Annotated in this window: 21 protein-coding genes and 2 riboswitches; of the genes, 20 read left to right on the forward strand and 1 reads right to left on the reverse strand. The window is 63.9% G+C overall.

What is annotated here, in order from left to right:
- Window positions 1-56: 56 nt before the first annotated feature.
- The 12 genes from AX681_RS21830 to cobJ all read left to right on the forward strand — a co-directional run bounded on the left by AX681_RS21830 (window position 57) and on the right by cobJ (window position 14527).
- A complete protein-coding gene (locus AX681_RS21830) occupies window positions 57-338 on the forward strand; it encodes a hypothetical protein (RefSeq protein WP_197421908.1) in 282 nt (93 codons plus the stop codon).
- Window positions 339-395: 57 nt separating this feature from the next.
- Window positions 396-638: riboswitch (cobalamin riboswitch) on the forward strand.
- 215 nt (window positions 639-853) lie between these two features.
- The gene (locus AX681_RS05300; protein WP_039330622.1) at window positions 854-2797 is read left to right on the forward strand and encodes a TonB-dependent receptor plug domain-containing protein; all 1944 of its coding nucleotides are present in this window, start codon (window positions 854-856) and stop codon (window positions 2795-2797) included.
- 113 nt (window positions 2798-2910) lie between these two features.
- Complete coding sequence (locus AX681_RS05305; protein ID WP_160328032.1) at window positions 2911-3702, forward strand: ABC transporter substrate-binding protein; 792 nt, start codon at window positions 2911-2913, stop codon at window positions 3700-3702.
- Window positions 3699-4685, forward strand: coding sequence for a FecCD family ABC transporter permease (locus AX681_RS05310; protein WP_039330624.1), 987 nt, complete (start codon window positions 3699-3701; stop codon window positions 4683-4685). Before AX681_RS05305 ends, AX681_RS05310 begins: the two co-directional genes overlap by 4 nt.
- Window positions 4682-5464, forward strand: coding sequence for an ABC transporter ATP-binding protein (locus tag AX681_RS05315; protein WP_052241777.1), 783 nt, complete (start codon window positions 4682-4684; stop codon window positions 5462-5464). The genes AX681_RS05310 and AX681_RS05315 overlap by 4 nt, the downstream gene beginning before the upstream one ends.
- The gene (locus AX681_RS05320; protein WP_052241778.1) at window positions 5461-6441 is read left to right on the forward strand and encodes a DUF6925 family protein; all 981 of its coding nucleotides are present in this window, start codon (window positions 5461-5463) and stop codon (window positions 6439-6441) included. Before AX681_RS05315 ends, AX681_RS05320 begins: the two co-directional genes overlap by 4 nt.
- 89 nt (window positions 6442-6530) lie before the next feature.
- Window positions 6531-6761, forward strand: a riboswitch (cobalamin riboswitch).
- A gap of 181 nt (window positions 6762-6942) precedes the next feature.
- The gene (cobW, locus tag AX681_RS05325; protein WP_039330625.1) at window positions 6943-7980 is read left to right on the forward strand and encodes a cobalamin biosynthesis protein CobW; all 1038 of its coding nucleotides are present in this window, start codon (window positions 6943-6945) and stop codon (window positions 7978-7980) included.
- An 8-nt stretch (window positions 7981-7988) separates the two neighbouring features.
- Window positions 7989-11267, forward strand: a complete 3279-nt coding sequence (gene cobN / locus AX681_RS05330) for a cobaltochelatase subunit CobN (protein ID WP_039330627.1) — start codon at window positions 7989-7991, stop codon at window positions 11265-11267.
- Window positions 11264-12391 (forward strand): cobalamin biosynthesis protein CobG, encoded by a 1128-nt coding sequence (locus AX681_RS05335; RefSeq protein ID WP_039330629.1) that lies wholly within the window; start codon window positions 11264-11266, stop codon window positions 12389-12391. The genes cobN and AX681_RS05335 overlap by 4 nt, the downstream gene beginning before the upstream one ends.
- Window positions 12391-13020 (forward strand): precorrin-8X methylmutase, encoded by a 630-nt coding sequence (locus AX681_RS05340; protein WP_039330631.1) that lies wholly within the window; start codon window positions 12391-12393, stop codon window positions 13018-13020. The genes AX681_RS05335 and AX681_RS05340 overlap by 1 nt, the downstream gene beginning before the upstream one ends.
- The gene (gene cobI, locus AX681_RS05345; protein WP_039330633.1) at window positions 13017-13754 is read left to right on the forward strand and encodes a precorrin-2 C(20)-methyltransferase; all 738 of its coding nucleotides are present in this window, start codon (window positions 13017-13019) and stop codon (window positions 13752-13754) included. Before AX681_RS05340 ends, cobI begins: the two co-directional genes overlap by 4 nt.
- Window positions 13751-14527 carry a precorrin-3B C(17)-methyltransferase gene (cobJ, locus tag AX681_RS05350; RefSeq protein ID WP_039330635.1) on the forward strand — a complete coding sequence of 259 codons (777 nt, stop codon included), beginning with the start codon at window positions 13751-13753 and terminating at the stop codon, window positions 14525-14527. Before cobI ends, cobJ begins: the two co-directional genes overlap by 4 nt.
- On the opposite strand, the gene AX681_RS05355 is transcribed toward cobJ, so the two are convergent.
- Window positions 14491-15252, reverse strand: coding sequence for a cobalt-precorrin-6A reductase (locus tag AX681_RS05355; RefSeq protein WP_039330637.1), 762 nt, complete (start codon window positions 15250-15252; stop codon window positions 14491-14493). The two genes, cobJ and AX681_RS05355, sit on opposite strands and share 37 nt — an antisense overlap.
- Here AX681_RS05355 and AX681_RS05360 point away from each other — a divergent pair.
- Genes AX681_RS05360 through bluB form a run of 8 tightly spaced genes read left to right on the forward strand, consistent with a single transcriptional unit; the run spans window position 15251 to window position 21653 of the window.
- On the forward strand, window positions 15251-16459 hold the full coding sequence (locus AX681_RS05360; RefSeq protein WP_039330640.1) for a bifunctional cobalt-precorrin-7 (C(5))-methyltransferase/cobalt-precorrin-6B (C(15))-methyltransferase: 1209 nt from the start codon (window positions 15251-15253) through the stop codon (window positions 16457-16459). The genes AX681_RS05355 and AX681_RS05360 overlap by 2 nt on opposite strands.
- On the forward strand, window positions 16456-16821 hold the full coding sequence (locus AX681_RS05365) for a cobalamin biosynthesis protein (RefSeq protein WP_039330641.1): 366 nt from the start codon (window positions 16456-16458) through the stop codon (window positions 16819-16821). The genes AX681_RS05360 and AX681_RS05365 overlap by 4 nt, the downstream gene beginning before the upstream one ends.
- Entirely contained in the window at window positions 16818-17603 is a 786-nt protein-coding gene (gene cobM / locus AX681_RS05370) for a precorrin-4 C(11)-methyltransferase (protein ID WP_039330643.1), read from the forward strand. Before AX681_RS05365 ends, cobM begins: the two co-directional genes overlap by 4 nt.
- Window positions 17600-18913, forward strand: a complete 1314-nt coding sequence (locus AX681_RS05375) for a cobyrinate a,c-diamide synthase (RefSeq protein ID WP_039330645.1) — start codon at window positions 17600-17602, stop codon at window positions 18911-18913. Before cobM ends, AX681_RS05375 begins: the two co-directional genes overlap by 4 nt.
- Window positions 18814-19632 (forward strand): uroporphyrinogen-III C-methyltransferase, encoded by an 819-nt coding sequence (cobA, locus tag AX681_RS21310; RefSeq protein WP_230962559.1) that lies wholly within the window; start codon window positions 18814-18816, stop codon window positions 19630-19632. Before AX681_RS05375 ends, cobA begins: the two co-directional genes overlap by 100 nt.
- Complete coding sequence (cobF, locus tag AX681_RS05385) at window positions 19629-20393, forward strand: precorrin-6A synthase (deacetylating) (RefSeq protein WP_039330650.1); 765 nt, start codon at window positions 19629-19631, stop codon at window positions 20391-20393. Before cobA ends, cobF begins: the two co-directional genes overlap by 4 nt.
- On the forward strand, window positions 20383-21009 hold the full coding sequence (gene cobO / locus AX681_RS05390; protein ID WP_039330652.1) for a cob(I)yrinic acid a,c-diamide adenosyltransferase: 627 nt from the start codon (window positions 20383-20385) through the stop codon (window positions 21007-21009). Before cobF ends, cobO begins: the two co-directional genes overlap by 11 nt.
- The gene (bluB, locus tag AX681_RS05395) at window positions 21006-21653 is read left to right on the forward strand and encodes a 5,6-dimethylbenzimidazole synthase (RefSeq protein ID WP_081095568.1); all 648 of its coding nucleotides are present in this window, start codon (window positions 21006-21008) and stop codon (window positions 21651-21653) included. Before cobO ends, bluB begins: the two co-directional genes overlap by 4 nt.
- The last annotated feature ends 4 nt before the right edge of the window (window positions 21654-21657 follow it).

Genomic DNA, 21657 nt, shown 5'->3' on the forward strand with positions numbered 1-21657 from the left:
TTTCATGGTCCAGACTATCATAGTCTCTGGGCCACTCAGCGGGGGGCAGATCACAGTTGGGCTCTGCTGAAATGCTTGTCGATGAGCTTCGCGACAGGCTCCGCCGGATCGCTTCGAAACCCCTTAGTCTCAAGCAGATTGAGAAGCTGTTGTCGCTCACCCCCGCCGAACGCAACCGGTGGTCGAAAGATGGCCGACTGCAAATTTCCGGGACATCCAAAATACGCCGAGGGGACAACCTCATTTCGCTCGCGACCTATAATGTGGATGCGGTGGAACGGTTGCTTGAAAATCCTGCCATCGTTGAGGCTTGGCGTCGTTCCGATGCCAGTCGTTAAGGGATTGGCTTTCGGGCGACTTTCGACTAGTGGATCAACGTCAACGGTTTAAGACCGTTGTCAACAGATCGCGCCGGTGCCCGAGAGGGCTTAATTCGGGAACACGGTGAGGAGCGGCCTTGGCTGATCCGAATCCGAGGCTGTCCCTGCAACTGTAAGCGGCGAGCGCGATGCACATCGCTTCCACCTTCGGGCGGAAGCAGCCACTGGGCCTTACGCTTGTCCAAGCGCGGCCTGGGAAGGCCGTGCATCAAGCTATGACCCGCGAGCCAGGAGACCTGCCGGCGTTTGGTCGCTCTTGCTGCGGTCCAGGGGATGGCCATGGCACGGTAACCTCCGTCTGAGCGACGAACCATTGCGGCTGGGGCCGCAGGGTTAGTCCTGCGCGGGTGAATTGTGCCCACTCGCGTTGGCCTGGCCGACCGTTCGTGCGCTCTCCCGACTCGCCTTGGGAGTTGATGGATCCGGTTGCCCCTTTTCGTCGCGCAGTTGCTCGGCACCAAGGGGGTATCCCGATGAAGAAACCTGTTCTCGTATCCACGTTTGCGCTGGCGCTAGCCAGCTGCCCGGCCTTCGCGCAGTCGAACCCGGGACAGCCTACAACCAATGACAGCGGAGAAACCATTGTCGTGACGGCGTCACGGTCCGGTGAGGCCGTGGCCGTAAACAAGCTCGGTGCGTCGGTGACGGTACTGGACAGCGAAGCGTTGGAGCAGCGCCAGACCCGGATTGTTTCGGACATTCTGCGCGATGTGCCGGGCGTTGCCGTGAGCCGCACCGGCGCTGCTGGCGGCCTCACCCAGCTCCGGCTTCGCGGCTCCGAGGGCAACCACGTCCTCGTTCTGATTGACGGTATAGAAGCTTCGGACCCGTATTTTGGCGAGTTCGATTTCGCCACTCTCATTGCCGATCCCGAAGCCCGCGTTGAAGTCCTGCGAGGGCAGCAGTCCTCGCTTTACGGTTCGGACGCGATCGGCGGCGTTATCCAGTATCTGACATTGACCGGGAAGGAGGCTCCGGGGGTCAGCTTGCGCGCAGAGGGCGGCAGCTTCAACACCTTCACCGGAAGCGCGCGTGCTGGCGGAGTGTCTGGCGATCTCGATTATGCTGTGTCTGGCGCTTACTATCACACCGGCGGCTATCCCACGGCACGAAATGGCAGCAGGGATGTCGGCTCCGACATCGCAGGCCTTTCGGCCAAGCTCATCTGGTCGCCGTCCGAAACCTTCAAACTGACCGGCGTTGCCCGCTACAGCTTCACGGAAGCCGATACCAACAACAGCGAGAACAATCCGGCGAGCCCGCTATTCGGATTCACCGTCGACAGCCCCGGCGTGTTCTTCAGAAACAAGGCCTTCTATGGTCTTGTGAGAGCTGAACTGATCGGGCTCGACGGCCGCTGGACGAACGCAGTGACAGGGCAAGTCGCGTTGAGCGAGCGCAAGGGCTTCGACGCTGCGGGCTTCGATTACGGCAACAAGGGTAACCGCTACAAAGGCTCGTTCGAATCGAGCCTGCGGCTGGGCACCGACGCCATCCGGCATCGCCTGACCGCCGCAATCGACGTCGAGCGCGAAGAATTCCAGAACACCACACCGTCATCCTTCGCGTTTCAGGGAAAAAGATCGACCGACAATGTCGGGATTGTCGGGCAGTATGAACTGCTGATCAACGACGCATTCTCTTTTGGTGCATCGATCCGCCATGACGAAAATGATCGCTTTGATGACCCCACAACTTGGCGGGTTCAAGGCAGTTATTCGCTCCCGACTGGTACCCGTGTTCGCGGTGCCTATGGAACGGGGGTCAAGAATCCGGGCTATTTCGAGCTCTATGGATTTTCCGATGGCCGCTATATTGGCAACCCTAACCTGAGGCCCGAGAAGTCGGAAGGGTGGGAAGCCGGCATCGAGCAAAGCTTCAGCGATGGCAAGGCCACCATAAGCGCGACCTATTTCGATAGCCGCCTGAAGGACGAAATTTTCACGACCTTCCCCGCTCCGACCTTCATAGCGACGCCATCAAACCGTGCAACTTTGTCGAAACAGCATGGCATTGAGGTGGCCCTTGCCGCCCGTCCAATTCCCCAGATCAGGCTGGACGCCGCCTACACATGGCTTCATGCGCGAGAAAACGGCACAGTCGAGGTGCGTCGCCCCAAGCATATCGGCAGTTTCAACGCGACAGTGTTCAGCAAGGATGAGCGCTTTTCGGGTACGTTGACAGTGCGCTACAACGGGCGTCAGACCGATGTCGCGTTTACAAATCCAAGCTTCATTCCGGTGCGCGTGTCCCTGAGGGAATATGTACTGGTTAACCTGAATGCCGAATACAAGTTGCGCCCCAACATTTCGTTGTTTGCGCGCGTAGAAAACCTCATCAACGAGCAATACGAAGAGGTGTTCAGTTTCGCCACTCCGGGCCGCGCAGGCTATGGTGGCGTTCGCGTCCGCTTCTGATGTTCCGCAAGGCGCTCTGCCTCCTTTGGATGATCTCCGTGCTTCCGGCTCTGGCCGGTTGCACGGAGCCGTCTGGTAGTCGCAGCCAGGCGGCAGCAAAGCCAGTCCATGTCATGTCGATGAACCAGTGCACGGATCAGCTTGTCCTGGCATTGCTGCCACCTGAGCGGATCGCGTCGGTCACTTGGCTGTCGCGCGATCCCGACGGCTCCCTCATGTTCCGCGAGGCTGCGCGTGTCGACATCAACCATGGAATGTCGGAGGAGGTCCTGCGCCAGAAGCCGGACCTGGTTATTGCCGGGGCATTTACGACGCCGGCAACACGCGGACTGCTTAAGCGATTAGGGTTTCCAATGATCGAGGTCGATCATGCGGAAACCTACGAAGATATCCGCAAGATAACCCGACAGGTCGCCAAGGCAGTAGGAGAGCCCGCTCGCGGCGAGGAATTGATCGCAAAAATGGACCGCCAACTGGCCGACCTTGCGCGCGATCCGGGCCCGCCGCTACGAGTGGCTGCGTGGGATGGTGCTGGCTTCAATGCAAGCACGGGGTCTCTCTATGACACTGTGCTCAAGACAGCCGGTGCGACCAATGTTGCCAACACACTGCAGAAGAGCAGCTACGGCAAACCGGATATCGAAATCCTGCTCCTTTCTGCTCCGTCCCTGCTGGTGAAAGGCGCCGGGGTAGGTCGCCGCCCGGGGCTTCGCGAAAACGTCGAGCGACACCCTCTAATCCGTCGCTACTGGGACGGTGACCGTACGCTGACGATCCGACAGGCGTACTACGTTTGCGGAACGCCGATGGTGACGGAAGCCGCGATGCAGTTGCGCAACGAACTTCGTTCAGCGGCTCTCCATGCCCGCTCTCCCCTTCCCTTTGCCGGTGGGAAATCGCTATGACCCGGTGGCTTGTTCCCATGCTGGTCAGTTGTCTGCTCGCCAGCGCTTTCGCTTCGGTGCTGGCTGGCTCCGTCTGGTTGACACCACGCGAAGCGTTTCAGGCGCTGGCTTTCGATCATGCGGATCTGGCTGGCCAGATCGTCACCCAGATCCGCCTGCCACGGGTTGTCCTTTCGATGGCCATCGGTGGCATCCTTGGCCTCTCGGGTGCCGTCATGCAGGGGCTGTTGCGAAACCCGCTGGCTGACCCCGGCCTGCTGGGCGTTTCGGCAGGTGCCTCGCTCGGTGCGGTCATCGCCATCTATTTCGGCTTTGCCGCCAGTTTTACCCTTGCCGCTCCGCTGTTTGGTCTGACAGGTGCATTCGTCACCACAGGCATTGCCTTCATCCTTGCGCGGGGAGGCGGTACCCTATCGCTCATCCTGGCCGGGGCAGCAGTCAGCAGCATAGCCAGTGCAGGCGTCAGTCTGGCGCTCAACCTCTCCCCCAATCCTTATGCCGCTTACGAGATCATGACCTGGCTGATGGGTTCGCTTGCCGATCGAAGCTGGGATCATGTCCGCCTTGCCACACCCTTTATCCTTGCCGGGGGTACGATGCTTCTGCTGACGGGCCGAGCTCTGGATGCTCTTGCATTGGGTGAAGCGCAGGCTGAAAGCCTGGGGATTGCGGTTTCACGAACGCGCATGCTGGCGCTGATCGGTACGGCCCTTGGCGTCGGAGGCGCAACCGCCGTATCCGGAACGATCGGTTTCGTAGGCCTGATTGCGCCTCACCTTGTCCGGCCTCTGGTCGCCCATCGTCCAGGCAAGGTGCTCATCCCGGCCATGCTGGTTGGAGCCGTTCTGGTAACCCTCGCCGACATCGCGTCGCGCACATTGGTATTCCGGGGCATGCCGCTAAATCTCGGGGTGTTCATCAGCCTGATCGGGGCACCGTTCTTCCTGTGGCTGGTCCTTCATGTCCGGAGACGCACCGCATGAGCGCGCTGCACTTTCATGGTGTTTCGGCGCGCCGGGGGCAGCGTCTGGTCCTTGACGGGATATCGGCGCGTGTTCCATCGGGCCATCTGACTGCTGTGATCGGCCCCAATGGCGCCGGCAAGAGCACCTTGCTGGACATCACATCGGGCCTCAAACGCCCGGTGCAAGGTTCGGTCGAACTCGATGGCAAGGACCTCCACCGCCTTGGCCGCCGGGAACTTGCCAAGTTGCGTGCCTATCTGCCGCAACGTGCGGGGGTTGATTGGCCGATCACCGTAGAGCGCGTGGTTGCGCTCGGGCTGACTCCGGCGCTGCCAGCATTCGGCACCATACCGTCCGCTCTGCTTCCCGCCATCGACGATGCACTGCTCGCCTGCGATCTGCTGGGTTTGCGGGATCGGCCAGCCACGCAATTGTCGGGTGGCGAACTGGCGCGGGCAATGCTGGCCCGCGCGATTGTCGGCGATCCAGCGCTTCTGATCGTTGATGAACCAACCGCGGGTCTGGATCCACGCCATGCCATCGATGCCGTCCAGCGTCTCAAGGCCCGGACCACGGCCGGGTGCACGGTTGTCATGGCGATCCACGATCTTGATCTGGCCTTGGCCTTCGCGGACTCGATCCTCGCAATCCGCGATGGGCGATTGCTTGCACACGGTCCGACGCACGAAGTCGTCACCGAAAGCCTACTCACCTCGCTCTATGACGTTCCGGTCCGGTTATCTCGTGACGGGGACGGCATTTCCGTCCGCTTTCTCAAGTCCGGGGTATCATCATGAACCAGATTTCCTTTGACGAACTGGCACGTCTCGCGTGCGACCCTGGCCATGGCTGGAGCATCGGCACATTCGGTGCGATCGGCGAATTCATTCGCGACGAGGATGAGCCGGCCACGGTTCAAAACGACCGCGACAATATCGAAATCGTGACCGCTCGCGGTGCCTTGCGGATCAGGCATTCGGATAGCTTTGAATGCCTTGCCTGGGATAGCCTGTCCTCTGATGGCGAAAGCTGGGGTCATGCAATGGCGCTCTGCGCGCCTCTGACTGGTTCGGTCGATCGGGCTGTCGTATCTTTGGGCGCCGATACCGACGCCATTCGCAGGGAAGACCAGTCGAGCCGCCTGTTCGACATGGGCGTTTGTAACGGCACCATAAGGATGTGCGCCCGCACTGACGACGAAGCGCTGATCGGGGCTCTCGAGGCTCTTGAAGGTCAGGACCTGCTGTCTTCGCCAACAGTCATGGCCGAGGTTCTGCGTGCGCAGCCCCACCGGGTCATGCTCTCGCCTGCCGGACGGATCGAAGTCTTCCAACCGATTCCGCCTCCGGATGGGAAATCGCCGGAAGGCCCGCACACCCATCTGCTTGCCAAGCTTATCGGGAAGGGTCGGCCACATGGCGCCAACGTCCCCATTCCGGATGGCTATCAGTCGATCCTGAACATTCACCCTCGCTCACCTTGGCGGAACGCACTGGGTGAACGGCACGATTTCGTGCCCGATACGGACACCGCCTTTTCACCTATGCTTGAACGCTTTGGCCTTGATCAGGATCGTGCCGTGGACGCACATATCCGCACCGCTGTGGCTGAAGGCGCAAACCCTGAATTCTTTGATTGGCCCGACACACGGCGGGGCCGAACGAAAGCCCGCATCGTCCTGCGCCGTCTTGCCGCTGCCGGTCACGAGCACGTGGGTCCCTGGCGCGTCTGGTTCGACCGCGCTCCCGTTGAAACCGATGAAACGGAACAGTGAGGTTGCGCCTGCAATTTCAGCGCGAACTTTGATTGGCATGATCGAAGTTTGGGTCTAGAGATATTCAATGATGATGCGGGTTTGCCCGTGCCATCGATGATCGCGCCGGTGCCCCCAACGGGGCTTAATCGGGAATGCGGTGCGGGAGCGTAGCTCCCAAATCCGCGGCTGTCCCTGCAACTGTAAGCGGATAGCGCGATGCACATTTTTCCTGCGCGTGCAGGAAAAGCCACTGGACCGCGCATGAACGCGCATCTGGGAAGGCGTGCATCAAGCTGTGACCCGCGAGCCAGGAGACCTGCCGGCGCTCTGGTCGCTCTTGCCCGGGTCCAGGGGATGGCCAAGGCACGGTACTCTTCCGTCTGAGCGACGAAGCTGTGCGGCTGGGGCTGCACGGCCGCGTGGTTTCGGGCGTCTGTCGCGCCAGCCCGTTGTCGCGCGCCGACCGGACCTGTCCGGCAAGCCCTGCCCGGTGTCGCTCTGGCGCGCGGAGGAACTGCCATGTCGGACCTGTCAAAGGTACCCGTCACGATCATCACCGGCTTTCTGGGTGCCGGTAAGACCACGCTGATCAGCCACCTGATCCGCAACGCTGGCGGACGCCGATTGGCTGTGGTCGTCAATGAATTCGGTACTCTGGGGGTGGATGGGGACATCCTACAATCCTGCGCCATTCCCGATTGCCCGGCGGAAAACATCGTCGAACTGGCCAACGGCTGCATCTGCTGCACCGTGGCGGACGATTTCATTCCCACCGTAGAGCGCCTGCTCGCGCTTGATCCGCGCCCTGACCATATCCTGATCGAGACATCAGGGCTGGCCCTGCCCAAGCCCTTGCTCAAGGCCTTCGACTGGCCGGCAATCCGCAGTCGCATCACGGTGGATGGCGTCCTTGCGCTGGCCGATGCCGAAGCGGTTGCTGCCGGACGGTTTGCCCCCGATCTTGCAGCGCTGGAGGCCCAGCGCGCCGCAGACCCGGGGATCGACCACGAAACCCCGCTGTCCGAAGTCTTCGAGGACCAGCTTGCCTGCGCCGATCTCGTTTTGCTGACCAAGGTTGATCTGGCCGGACCTGACGGAGTCGCTGCCGCAAGGGCAGCCATTGCGGCCGAAGCACCCCGCCCCGTGCCTGTGATCGAGATAGCCGAAGGGATTGTCGACCCTCGCGTGATCCTTGGACTTGGAGCTGCCGCCGAAGACGATATCGCTGCCCGGCCCTCGCATCACGACAATGAGGATGATCACGAGCACGACGATTTCGACAGCACCGTCATCGCGCTCGGCGAGATTGCCGATCCCGCCGATTTGGTGGCGCGTATCGAAACGCTCGCCCGCGACCATCGCATCCTGCGGGTAAAAGGCTACGCTGCCGTGACTGGCAAGCCCTTGCGCCTCTTGGTGCAGGCCGTCGGGTCGAGGGTTCGTCACCAGTACGACCGCCCATGGCGCCCCGATGAGCGGCGCCAGACCACCCTGGTCGCCATCGCCGAGCATGACGATATCGACGAGCCTGCCATTCGCGCGGTGCTGGCAGGCTAAGCTAGGCCGTGCACGTCATCTTTCGCGAAACGCATGGGATGGAGGAAACGGCCATCCCACAGGATCTGGGGCAGGAGCCTGCGGATCTTGTCGTCCTGTCCTTCTCGGACAGCGATCTTGGTGCGTTCGCGGAAGGCTGGCGCCAGGCGCAAGCGGCGGATCCGGCATTTCCTTCGTTGCGGCTCGCCAATCTTGCCGCGCTGATCCACCCTTTGTCGGTCGACACCTATATCGAAAAGACATTGGCCGGGGCAAAGGCCGTGCTGATCCGGCTGATCGGCGGCACGCCCTATTGGAGCTACGGCCTTCAACAGGTCGAGACCCTCGCCCGATCGCGCGGGATTGCGCTTGCTGTCCTGCCTGCCGATGGTCGGCCGGATTGGCACCTCGACAGTGTCTCCACGCTTCCTGCCGCCACGCTGGCCAAGCTTTGCCAGTTGTGTGACGAGGGCGGCGCGGCAGCGGCGCGCGCGGCCCTGGCCGCTCTCGCGCACGCCGCAGGGCTTGGCGTCAGCACTGTGACGCAATGCACGGCTTTGCCGGCAACTGGCGGATGGCACCCCTCCTGCGGGATCATCGATCCTGCCAGCTTCAGGCCCAATGCGGATCGGCCGCTGATCCTGATCGTCTTCTACCGTGCGTACCTCGCCGCACACGACCTGCACCCGATCGCCGCGCTTCATTCCGCGCTTGAACAACGCGGCTTTGACGCGCTCTCGATCTTCGTCCCCTCGCTCAAGCCCCCTGAGGTCAGGGCACAGGTGGATCGCTGGGTGCGTTCGCTGGCGCCTGCAGCCATCGTCAATGCCACGGCTTTTTCAGCGCGGGGCGAGGATGGCGGAACGCCGCTCGACGGGGGGGGCGTTCCGGTCTTCCAGATCGCGCTTGCCACCGCACCGCGCGCAGGATGGGCGCGCACATCGCGTGGCCTCTCGCCGGCTGACCTTGCCATGCATGTCGTACTCCCCGAGATTGACGGGCGCATCTTTGCAGGCGTGTCGAGCTTCAAGGAAGCGGGCGAACGCGATCCGGCACTCGGCTTCGCTCCCTATTCGCACCGCGGCGATGACAACCGGATCGCAGCGGTCGCCGACCGCGTGGCGCGCTGGATCGGGCTGGCCCGCAAGCCGGCATGCGAACGCCGCGTCGCCCTGATCCTGTCGACCTACCCCGGCAAGGCCTACCAGATGGCGCACGCCGTGGGTCTTGACGCGCTGGCCTCAGTCGATGCGATTGTCGCCGATCTGGCAGAGGCCGGGTACAAGGTCAGCCGCCCCACCGATCTTGCCAGGCAGCTGGCGACCGAGCATCTGGTCTGGCCTTTGAATGCCTATCGCACTGCCATGTCCGCCCTGCCCGAGACGCTGCGGCAGGACCTTGCCTCGGCATGGGGAGAGCCGGAAGACGATCCGCTGGCTGTCGATGGGGCATTTCGCTTCCCGGCGCTCACGCTCGGCCAGGTGCTGGTGGCGCTTCAGCCCGAGCGGGGCGAGCCTATCAGTCGCGATGCAGACTATCACGACCTCTCGCGCTGCCCGCGGCACGCCTATGTCGCCTTCTACCTGTGGCTGGGCCAGCAGGGTACGGATGCGCTGGTCCATGTTGGCGCGCATGGTACGCTGGAATGGCTGCCGGGGAAGGCTGTAGCGCTGTCTGACGCTTGCTGGCCCGAAGCGCTGACACAAGCGATGCCGGTCATCTATCCCTTCATCGTCAACGATCCGGGCGAGGCAGCGCAGGCCAAGCGCCGCATCGGTGCTGTCACCATCGGCCATGTGCCGCCGCCGCTCGTCCCGACCGGAAGCGGCGCCGGGCTGGGCCGGATCGAGGCTTTGCTGGACGAATTCTCCAATGCCGACGGGCTGGACCCTGCCCGCCGGGACCGTCTGCAGAAATCCATCCGCGAGGAAGCTGCCGCGCTGGGGCTGGAGGCAGAGCTCGGCCTTGATACCGCCACCACTCTGGTCGAAGCGATCACCCGGATCGATCGCTTCGTCTGCGATGTGAAAGCCAGCCAGTTCGGTGACGGTCTCCACGTTTTCGGCCGCGGTGAACAGGGCGCGGCAGAGCGGAACGGGCTTCTGGCTGGGCTGGACGGCCGATGGATCGCTCCCGGACCATCTGGCTCGCCCCATCGCGGACGAACCGATGTGCTGCCGACGGGACGCAACCTCTACACGATCGATCCGCGCGCAGTACCTTCGCGCGCAGCGCATGCACAGGGCGTCGTGCTCGCCGAGGAGCTGCTCCGCCGCCATCTGCAGGATCACGGCGACTACCCGCGTGGCCTTGTGGTGGATCTGTGGGGTTCGGCCACCATGCGCACGGCTGGTGAAGAGTTTGCGATGGCGCTGCACCTTCTGGGGGCAAAGCCGATGTGGGACATGGCTTCAGAGCGCGTGACGGGGGTTGAGATTCTCCCACTCGCCATGCTCGACCGCCCTCGCCTCGATGTAACGCTGCGCGTTTCGGGCCTGTTTCGTGATGCCTTTCCCACCCTGCCCGCCTTGTTCGGTCAGGCCGTCCGGGCGCTGTGCACCAGGGACGAACCCGCCGACTGGAACCCTTTCGTTGCCTTGGCCCCAGCGCCGCGCGTCTATGGTCCGCGTCCGGGCCGGTATGGACTCGGGATCGGAGACGCGGCCGAAACCTATACCGATGATGCCCGGCGTGCGGCGGGCGAAGCATGGCTGGCAGCCTCCGACCACGCGCTGGATAGCGTTTCCGATTCCAGCACGGGAAGCGAGGCTGACCCCGATGGCATCCGTCTGCGAGTGGCCAGCGCGGACGCCTTCGTCCACCTGCAGGACCTGCCTGAAACCGACCTCTTGCTGGCCGCGGACTATGCCGGGCACGAGGCAGGCTTTGCCGCAGCCCAGGCGATTGTCGGAGGCAAGGCCGCACTCTATCATCTCGACAATCGGGACCCGAACAACCCGGCGGCCCGCACGCTGACCGAAGAAATTGCCCGCGTGGTCCGTGCCCGAGCCGCCAATCCAGGCTGGATCGCAGGAATGATGCGCCACGGCTTTCGTGGGGGCGCGGAACTGGCCGCGACGCTGGACCATCTTGGCGCTTTCGCACATCTTTCCGGCAGCGTGCCGCCGCAGCTGATCGACCTTTATCACGAGGCAACGCTCGGCCAGTCCGAAGTTCGCGCCTTCCTCGAACGCGAAAATCCCGATGCACTGGCGGCGATGGAAGCGCGCTTTGCCGCGCTGCATGCCGCGGGCCTCTGGCGCACCCGGCGAAATTCCATCCTGGCCAGCCTGCGGGAGGCACCATGACCGGATTTGCCGTCAAGGGCTGGTGCCCGGACGCATGGCACCCGATGATATCCGGCGACGGCCTACTGGTGCGGGTCAAACCCCGGCTCGGGCGGCTGACACGGGAGCAGGCGCTGGCCCTTTGCGATGCGGCCGCCACCTGCGGCAGCGGGCTGATCGACCTGACGCGGCGCGCCAATCTGCAGATTCGCGGCGTTGCCCAAGATCGCTGGCCCTTGCTGATCCAAAGGCTGATTGCGCTGGAATTAGTGCAGCCCGAGCCTGCACTCGAAGCGCGGCGCAACGTCCTTGTCGCGCCCGACTGGCAGGAGAACGACGACACCCACCGCATCGCCAACGCCCTGCTGGCCCGGATAGGCGAATGGCCCGATCTTCCCGGCAAGGTCGGGTTCGTCATCGATGCCGGCCCTGCCGCTGTGCTGACCGGCGCATCCGGCGATTTCCGTGTCGAACGCGGCACGGACGGCAGCCTCATCCTTCGCGCCGATGGTTGCCTCACCGGATCAAGCCTGTCTCCAGGCACGGAAGCGGACGCCCTGATCGCTCTCGCTCACTGGTTCGCCGCGAGCGGCGCCGCCGCAGCCGGGCGCATGGCCCGTTGGGATGCGGAACTTCCCGCATGGGCAAAAGGTGCGATCGCGCCTGCAATGGCTGAACCGGGCCATGTGCTTGGCACCGGACATCATCCATCGATCGCGCTGGCGTTCGGGCTGATAGAGGCTTCGGAGCTCGCCATCCTGCTCGAATCCGGTTCTGCTTCTGGACTGCGAACAACACCGTGGCGGCGGCTGTTGATCGAGGGGGCGGCGGCTGCCCGGACCCACCCGTCCACCGGCGCTAAACCTGATCCGCTGCCCCATGTGGAAGCCTGCCCGGGCGCACCATTGTGCGCACAGGCGACGGTTGAAACCCGTGCGCTTGCGCGCCGACTTGCGCCCTATGTCTCGGGACGGCTGCACGTTTCGGGTTGTGCCAAAGGCTGCGCCTGCTCGCAGGTGGCCGATGTCACGCTGACCGGACGCAACGGCAGGTTCGATCTGGTCCTTGCTGGCAAAGCCGGATCGCCTCCGTCCCGCTCCGGCTTGAGCGCCAGCGAAATCCTCGCGCATTTTGGAGCCGTCTGATGCCCCATGTCTATGAAACCGACGGGGCAGCGATCTATCGCCAGTCGTTTGCCACGATCCGCGCCGAAGCCGATCTCTCCCCTTTCGCGCCAGGCGAAGAGCAGGTGGCAGTGCGGATGATCCATGCGGCCGGGATGGTCGGACTTGCAGCGCATATCCGGTTCTCGTCGGGATTTGCCGATGCGGCACGCGCTGCGCTGGCCGGCGGCGCGCCGATACTGTGCGATGCGCGGATGGTGTCTGAAGGGATCACCCGCGCCCGGCTTCCCGGGAGCAACGCAATCATCTGCACGCTGCAAGATCCTGCGGTGCCTGACCTTGCACGCAAGATCGGCAACACCCGATCCGCTGCCGCGCTGGAACTGTGGCGGCCCATTCTGGCGGGTGCGGTCGTGGCGATCGGCAATGCACCAACCGCGCTGTTTCATCTGCTGAACATGCTGGAAGACCCCGCCTGCCCACGCCCTGCGGCGATCATCGGCTGTCCGGTGGGCTTCGTGGGAGCAGCTGAATCCAAGGCTGCCCTCTGGGCCGCTCCTCCTGCACCCTGCTGCGTCGTCGAGGGCCGCCTTGGCGGCAGTGCCATCACCGTGGCGGCCATCAACGCGCTGGCGAGTACGGCCGAATGAACGCCGGCACGAACATCGGCACCATTCACGGTGTCGGGCTTGGTCCGGGTGCGGCAGACCTGCTGAGCGTGCGCGCCGACCGGCTTGTACGCACGGCGCACCACGTCGCCTATTTCCGCAAGGCTGGGCGGCCCGGCCAGGCAAGGCGCATCGTGGAAGGGATGCTCCGCGCTGACGTGATCGAGTTTCCGATGGAATATCCGGTAACCACCGAAATCCCGGTATCCGATCCTCGCTACAATGCCTGCCTGTCGGCGTTCTACACGCACTGTTCGGAGCGGCTTGCAGCGATTTCGCAGCAGGGTGAGGACGTCGTCGTGCTGTGTGAGGGCGACCCGTTCTTCTACGGCTCCTTCATGCACCTCCATGCCCGCCTTTCAGGCCGCATACCGGTGGAAGTCGTCCCTGGCATCACGGGCATGTCTGGCGCCTGGACCGCGACGGACCTGCCGATCACCTGGGGCGATGATGTGATGACCGTGGTCATGGCCACGCTGCCGGAAGCCGAGCTTGCCCGCCGGATCCGCGAGACTGACGCGCTGGTGGTGATGAAGATCGGTCGGAACCTGCCCAAGCTTCGCCGCGCCGTGGCAGCCGCCGGGCGCATGGATGCGGCATGGCTGGTCGAACACGCAGCGATGCCCGGACAGCGCGTCACCATGCTGGCCGAGGCTGAGGCGGTGACCCCCTATTTCTCGATCCTGCTGATCCATGGTCAGGGGAGGCGACCATGACCGGGGAAAAGGACAAGGGTTGGCTAGCAATCGCCGGTCTGGGACCAGGAGACGAGGCACTCGTCACACCCGAAGTCACCGCCGCGCTGGCCGGGGCTACGGACGTGATCGGGTACATTCCCTATGTCGCCCGGATAGCTGCACGCGAAGGCCTGACGCTTCACCCCTCGGACAACCGGGTGGAGCTCGACCGCGCCGCTCTGGCGCTCGATCTTGCGGCGCAGGGCCGCAGGGTCGTTGTCGTATCGTCAGGTGATCCGGGGGTGTTCGCGATGGCCTCGGCGGTATTCGAAGCGCTTGAGGCAGGTCCTTCCCGCTGGCGGACGCTGGATATCAGGGTGCTGCCGGGCATCACCGCCATGCTGGCCGCCAGTGCACGGGCCGGGGCACCGCTGGGTCACGATTTTTGCGCGATCAATCTTTCCGACAACCTGAAACCCTGGGCCATGATCGAAAAGCGGCTGCGGCTGGCCGTGGAGGCGGACTTTGCCTTGGCGCTTTACAACCCCCGCTCGAAGGCACGTCCCGAAGGCTTCGCCCGTGCGCTGGCCTTATTGAAGGAGCTGTGCGGCGATGATCGCCCGATGCTGTTTGCCCGCGCCGTCACAACGCCGCAGGAAGATCTGCGCATCGTGCCGCTGGGCAAGGCGCACGATGAAATGGCCGACATGCGCACCACGGTGATCGTGGGATCAAGCCGGACGCGGATCATCGAACGTGCGGCAGGCCCTATCCTCTATACGCCCCGGTCCGTTGCGGAAGTGGCCTCATGACCAAGCCATTCCAGCACATCTTCTGCGCGACAGACCTCGATCCGGTCACCGATCACCGGGCGGTCGATCATCACGACCGGAAGCTTGAGCTGGCGCGCAGCGACAAGCTTTGCCTCGGCGCCCGTGCCACCGGCGTTCTTGCACACAACAAGGTCGATCATGTGAGACTGCATCAGCAGCCGATCACCTTCAGCCGTAAACGGCCCGCGATCGATGACAAGGTCGTGGGAGGGCAGGCCTGGGGGCGCAGCCGGAGGGTCAACAAAGCGCAGCAGGTAGTGATGCTGCGGCTGTGCGGCAAAGGCTTCCACATGCATTCGGCCCAGCGCGAGCAGGATGCGGCGCGGCGTGCCCGCAAGTTTGGCCACCGCAGCGGCAGTGTCTCTCACGCATGTCCAGCGATCGCCCGACCCGGCCTCCCATGCGGGTCTGGTCAAGGCGATATGGGCAATCCCGGCAATCCGCGCGGCCTTTATGGCATGTGCGCTCATAGTCGCGGCAAAGGGATGCGTCGCATCGACCAGATGCGTGATGCGATGGTCTTGGAGATAGGCCACAAGCCCCGCCACCCCACCAAAGCCGCCGACGCGGATCGGCACCGGCTGTGGCCGCGGGTTGTCGGTCCTGCCCGCGTAGCTGAGTGTCGTCGCAACCTGCGCTGCCGCAAGCAGGCGCGCCAGTGCGCTCGCTTCGGTTGTTCCGCCAAGCAGGAGAACATTCGGCATGGCTGACATGGACCCTCGCGCATGGTTGACGATCATCGGCATCGGTGAAGACGGCGTGGACGGCCTGTGCTCAGCGGGCCGGGCCGCGCTGGCCAGGGCCGAACTGGTCATGGGATCGGCGCGCCATCTAGCGCTGCTTCCCGCGCTTACCTGCGCGGTCTTCAAATGGCCAGTTCCCTTTGCCGACGGCATAGCCGAACTGCTGGCGCATCGCGGGCGGCGGGTGGTCATGCTGTCATCGGGCGATCCGTTCTGGTTCGGCGCAGGCGCAAGCCTTGCGCGCCATCTCGGTCCGGCGGAATGGGTTGCGCACCCCGCGCCATCGACCTTCAGCCTTGCTGCCGCCCGGCTGGGCTGGCCGATCGAGGAAACGGCCTGCCTCGGCCTGCACGCAGCGCCGCTGGACCGCTTGTGCCCCCATATCGCACCCGCCCAGCGCGCCATTGTCCTGCTGCGCGATGGCGATGCCGTTGCCACGGCGGCGCAATATCTGACCAGCAAGGGCTTCGGCCCATCGACGCTTCATGTGATGGAAGCGCTGGGCGGCCCCCATGAACGCCTCCGCGTGACGACCGCGCAAGCCCTGCCGTTCGCAGACATTGCCCATCCCGTTGCCGTGGGCATCGCGTTCGCCGGTTCAGGCAATGTCCTGCCCGTCACATCCGGCAGACCGGATGCGTGGTTCGATCACGACGGACAGATCACCAAGGCCCCGGTGCGCGCCCTGACCCTCTCGGCCCTCGCCCCGCGTGCCGGTGAATGGCTCTGGGATATCGGCACGGGTTCTGGGTCAATCGCGATCGAATGGCTGCTGGCTCATCCCGCCAACCGGGCGACCGCGTTCGAAGCCGATCCGCTACGGGCCGGCCGCGCCCGCGCAAACGCCAAGGCTCTGGGTGTAGACCGGTTGGATGTGATCAATGCCCGGATGCCCGAAGGCCTGCCGGAAGGCCCCCATCCGCATGCTGTGTTCATCGGTGGCGGCTTGTCCGACCCGCTGCTCGATGCCCTCTGGGCCCGGCTGCCTGATGGAACGCGGCTGGTGGCGAACGCCGTGAGCCTTGAATCTGAAGCCGCTCTTACCCGTTGGCATGGCGCAAAGGGCGGCAGTCTGCTGCGGATCGAACTGGCCGATGCCGTGCCCCTTGGCCAGCGGCATGGCTGGAAGGGGCGCTATCCCGTGGTACAGTGGAGCGTCACGCTATGATCGTGGCTGGCTTCGGCTTTCGGCGCGGCGCAGGCCTCGCTTCGCTGCGGGCGGCGCTGGAACTGGCGCAGGACGGGCTGCCCCCTATAACCCATTTGGCGACCGCCATCGACAAGACGTCTGCGTTGGTACCGCTTGCAGAGGCACTGGGACTGCCGATGACCGGCATCCCATCGGCGTCCCTGTCCACCACGCCTACGCCCACCAGCTCTGCCGCCAGCCTGAAGGCACGCGCGACCGGCAGTGTCGCAGAAGCCTGCGCGCTGGTCGCCGCTGGTCCGGGCGCCCGCCTTTTGCGCACGCGCCACATCTCGCCCGATCGCATGGCCAGCTGCGCCATTGCCGAAGGATCACAGCCATGACCGTCCACTTCATCGGCGCCGGCCCCGGCGCACCCGATCTTTTGACCCTGCGAGGGCGCGACCTGATCGCCGCCAGCCCGGTCTGCCTCTATGCCGGTTCGCTGGTTCCCGTGGCTGTACTCGATCACTGTCCGCCCGGTGCCCGCATCGTCAACACCGCGCCCATGACGCTGGACGAGATCATCGCCGAGATAGCGGAGGCTGACGCCGCAGGGTGCGATGTTGCCCGCCTCCATTCGGGCGACCTGTCCGTCTGGTCGGCAATGGGCGAACAATTGCGCCGCCTGCGCGCACTGGACATTCCGTTTACGGTCACGCCGGGTGTTCCCGCCTTCTCGGCGGCAGCGGCGGCTCTGGAAGCCGAACTGACCTTGCCCGAGCTCGGCCAGTCGCTGGTACTCACGCGCACGCCAGGGCGGGCCAGCGCGATGCCGCAGAGCGAGAGCCTCGCCAATTTCGCTGTGACGGGCGCGACTCTGGCTATCCATCTATCGATCCACAACCTCGCGCGGGTCGTGGCCGATCTTGCTCCCGCCTATGGCGCGGATTGCCCCGTTGCGGTCGTCTGGCGCGCCAGCTGGCCCGACCAGCGGATCGTCCGGGCCACCCTCGACACCGTCGAAACAGCCATCGCCGGCAGCATGGAACGAACCGCGCTGATCCTTGTCGGACGGGTGCTGGGGGCGGAGGACTTCGCACAAAGCAGCCTCTACGCCCACGGCTACGACCGGCGCTTCCGCCCACAGGATGCGAGCTCGCGCTTTGCAGGAGCCGGGGAATGAGCGTTTCAGGCCTGATGATCGCCGCTCCGGCATCGGGAACGGGCAAGACTACGGTCATGCTGGGCCTGCTGCGAGCGCTGGTTGAAGACGGCGCGGTGGTCCAGCCCTTCAAGAGCGGTCCCGACTATATCGATCCCGCCTTTCACCGCGCCGCCTGCGGCCGTGCGTCGTTCAACCTCGATACTTGGGCCATGAATGGCGAGCTGATCGCTGCAATCGCGGGAGAGGCTGTTGGCGCGGACATGGTGCTTGCCGAGGCTTCGATGGGCCTTTTCGATGGTGTCGCGAGCCGGGGTGCCGTTGGCAATGGCGCCAGTGCGGACATTGCACGGACAATGGGCTGGCCGGTTGTGCTGGTGCTGGACGTGTCCGGACAAGCCCAATCCGCCGCTGCAACGGCGCTCGGTTTCAAGCATCTGGATGACACGCTGCCGTTTGCAGGCGTGATCCTGAACCGGGTGGCCAGTCCCCGCCATGAACGGCTGGTGCGCCGGGGGATGGAAGCGATAGGCATGCCTGTGCTGGGTGCCCTGCCCCGGCGCGGCGATCTCACCCTGCCAGAACGCCATCTCGGTCTGGTCCAGGCTGTCGAGCATCCCGATCTCGAGCGGGCGATATCGGACTATGCCGCATTTCTGCGTGCAAATGTCGATCTGAATGCCATCCGCCATGCCGCCAGCAGCAACAGCGCCCCGCCTCCGGCCCCCGGCCAACTGCCGCTTCCCCCTGCCCAGCGGATTGCCATCGCCCGCGATCCCGCCTTTTCCTTCGTCTATCCCCATGTGCTCGAAGGTTGGCGGCGGGCTGGCGCGGAGATCATGCCCTTCTCGCCATTGGCAAACGAGGCCCCTGCCCGCGATGCCGATCTTGTCTGGCTGCCGGGCGGCTATCCGGAATTGCACGCAGGGACCATCGCTGCAGCGACGAACTTCCTGACCGGCCTGCGCCATCACGCCAAGACCCGCCCGGTCCACGGCGAATGCGGCGGCTACATGGTTCTGGGCGAGGCCTTGGTGGACAAGTCGGGAGAACGGCATCGTATGGCCGGCCTGCTGGGGCTTGTTACCAGCTATGCACAGCGCAAGATGCATCTCGGCTATCGCCAGGCCGAACTGCTGGCACCGATAGCCGGACTGGCCAAAGGCAAAAGACTGCGCGGCCACGAGTTCCACTACTCGACGATCCTCGAGCAGACAGACGCAGCGCTGGCATGTGTAACCGATGCAGATGGCGTCGCGGTTGCCGAAACAGGCTCGTATCGCGGCCGCGTGACCGGAACCTTCTTCCACATGATCGCGAACGCATCGTGAAAGGGTTCGTATCATTTGTGGGTGCGGGCCCTGGCGATCCCGAGCTGCTGACCCTTAAAGCCGTTTCTCGTCTTGAGACAGCGCAGGTGGTCCTGTTTGATGATCTGGCTGCGGGACCGATCCTGGCCCGCGCGCGCGATGACGCTGAACTGGTAGCGGTAGGCAAGCGCGCCGGTCGGCCATCTCCAAGTCAGGCCGAAGTCAGCCGTCTTCTGGTGGACCATGCCCTGGCCGGGAAGCATGTCATCCGGCTCAAATCGGGAGATGCTGGCTTGTTCGGCCGACTCGAAGAAGAAATTGAGGCGCTTCGCCATGCGGGAATCTCGTTCGAGATCATTCCTGGCGTCAGCTCGGCGACCGCCGCAGCGGCAGCTGCCGCGATACCACTGACACGACGCGAGCACGCTAGACGCGTCCAGTTCGTAACCGGACATGGCAAGACTGGCACTTTACCCGAAGACCTCAATCTATCAGCGCTTGCCGACCCTTGTGCCACAACGGTCGTCTTCATGCCAAAGCGCACATTTCCGGCGCTTGCTGCGCAGCTTGTCGCGGCAGGACTTGCGGACGATACTGCAGCCTTGTTGGCAGAAAACATTAGCCGACCGGACCAAAGACTTACCAGAAGCACTATTGCCGGACTTGCTCGGTCACTTGCCGACGGCGGATCGGATGCAACCGCACTGGTGATCTACGGCCCCATGATGGAGGAGGCATGATCCACCTCCATCTGATCGGCATAGGCACCGGGAATCCCGACCACCTGACGCGTGCTGCAATACGCACAATCAACGCGGTCGATCTCATTCTGCTGCCCCGCAAAGGCGATGCCAAATCAGATCTCCTGGACCTGCGCCACTCCATCTGTGGCGCCGCATTGGCCTCACCGGTCCGCATGGCCGAGTTCGACATGCCCGTTCGCCGACAGGATGGCGACTACACGCAGGCCGTCGACGATTGGCACGATGCGATTGCAGCGATTTGGGCAGAGCAGATAGCAGTTCACCTTCCTGATGGTGGGCGGGTCGCGCTGCTCGTGTGGGGCGATCCGTCGCTTTACGACAGCACACTGCGTATTGCCGATCGGCTCCGGACGGCTGGGGTCGACCTAACTGTTCGCGTCGAACCCGGTATCACCAGCATTCAGGCTCTTACGGCTGCTCACGCCATCCCGCTGAACGCCTTGGCCGAACCTGTCACGATCACCACCGGCCGCAGGTTGCGCCGGGAAGGCTGGCCGCTGGGAGTGCACACGATCGTCGTCATGCTCGATTCCGGCTGCGCCTTCGAAGTCCTCGATCCTGCTGGCATCACGATCTGGTGGGGTGCCTATCTGGGCATGTCGCAAGAAGCACTGGTGCATGGGCCACTTGCCGATTCTGCGCCGCAGATTGCCGCGCGCCGCGCGGAACTGCGCGCTCGCCACGGCTGGATCATGGATGTCTACCTGATGCGAAAGGAACGAGCCGATGCCTGCTGACCGCGAAGAAGAAGCTGCAAGCGCAGATGCGCGCCATGCCGAGAAAATGCGCAAGATCCAGGCTGCGCGTAGCACCATGATGGCCACCAAGACCCGCGAGCAGGGGCTGCTGATCGTTCACACTGGCACGGGCAAGGGCAAGACAAGCGCTGCACTCGGTATGGTCGTGCGCGCAATAGGACATGGCATGAAGGTCGGGGTCGTCCAGTTCGTCAAGGGCGCGATGGCGACAGGCGAAAAGACGGTGTTCGACGCTTTCCCGGAAAATGTCGAGTTCAAGCCGATGGGTGAAGGTTTCACCTGGGATACGCAAGACCGGACACGCGATATCGCTTCGGCACGTACTGCCTGGGATGAAGTCTGCCGCATGATCGCCGATCCGGCTTACCAGATGGTGGTAGCCGACGAACTCAACATCGTCCTTCGGTATGACTACCTGCCCTTGGATGAGGTTCTTAAGGCGTTTGCCGCGAAACCCGAGATGAAACATGTCATCGTCACCGGACGCAATGCGCCCGATGCACTGATCGAGGCGGCCGATCTCGTCACCGAGATGACCATGATCAAGCACCCTTTCCGCTCGGGCGTGAAGGCGCAGGCAGGGATCGAGTTCTGAGCGATCTGCCGCCCCAGTTCGATGCCGAGTTCGCGGCTCGATTTGCGCAGCTGCTGCGCTGGCGACGCGATGTGCGGCACTTCGAAGCCCGTGCTGTCGCGGAAGAGGAGATGTGTGCGCTGCTGGAGTGTGCCTCCCTCGCGCCTTCGGTCGGGAATGCGCAGCCCTGGCGGTTCGTGCGCGTGCGTTCATCCACCCTTCGTCAGGCGCTGGCCGACCATGTCGATGCACAGAACGCACAAGCAGCGCAGCAATATGCCTGCCAAGCCCGGCAGGAACTGTATCGTTCGCTCAAGCTGCATGGCCTTCGCGAAGCCCCGGAACTGATCGTGGTGTTCTGTGATGAGCAGCCCAAAGCAGGCCATGGACTTGGCATTGTCAGTATGCCGGAGATGTTGCGCTATTCATGCGTGCTGGCGATCCACACACTCTGGCTGGCGGCAAGGCTCCGCGGCATTGGCGTCGGATGGGTATCGATCCTCGAGCCCGGTGTCATCCGCGCCTTGCTGGACGTACCCGCCGACTGGTCGCTGATTGCACTGCTGTGCTTCGGATACCCCCAGGACCCGTCCCAGACACCCGAATTGGAGCGGCGGGGCTGGCAAGCCCGGGAACCTGTGACCAACCGAGTGTTCGACCGATGACCCC

Source organism: Sphingomonas sp. CCH9-E2 (assembly GCF_001557215.1).
Taxonomy (GTDB): domain Bacteria; phylum Pseudomonadota; class Alphaproteobacteria; order Sphingomonadales; family Sphingomonadaceae; genus Sphingomonas.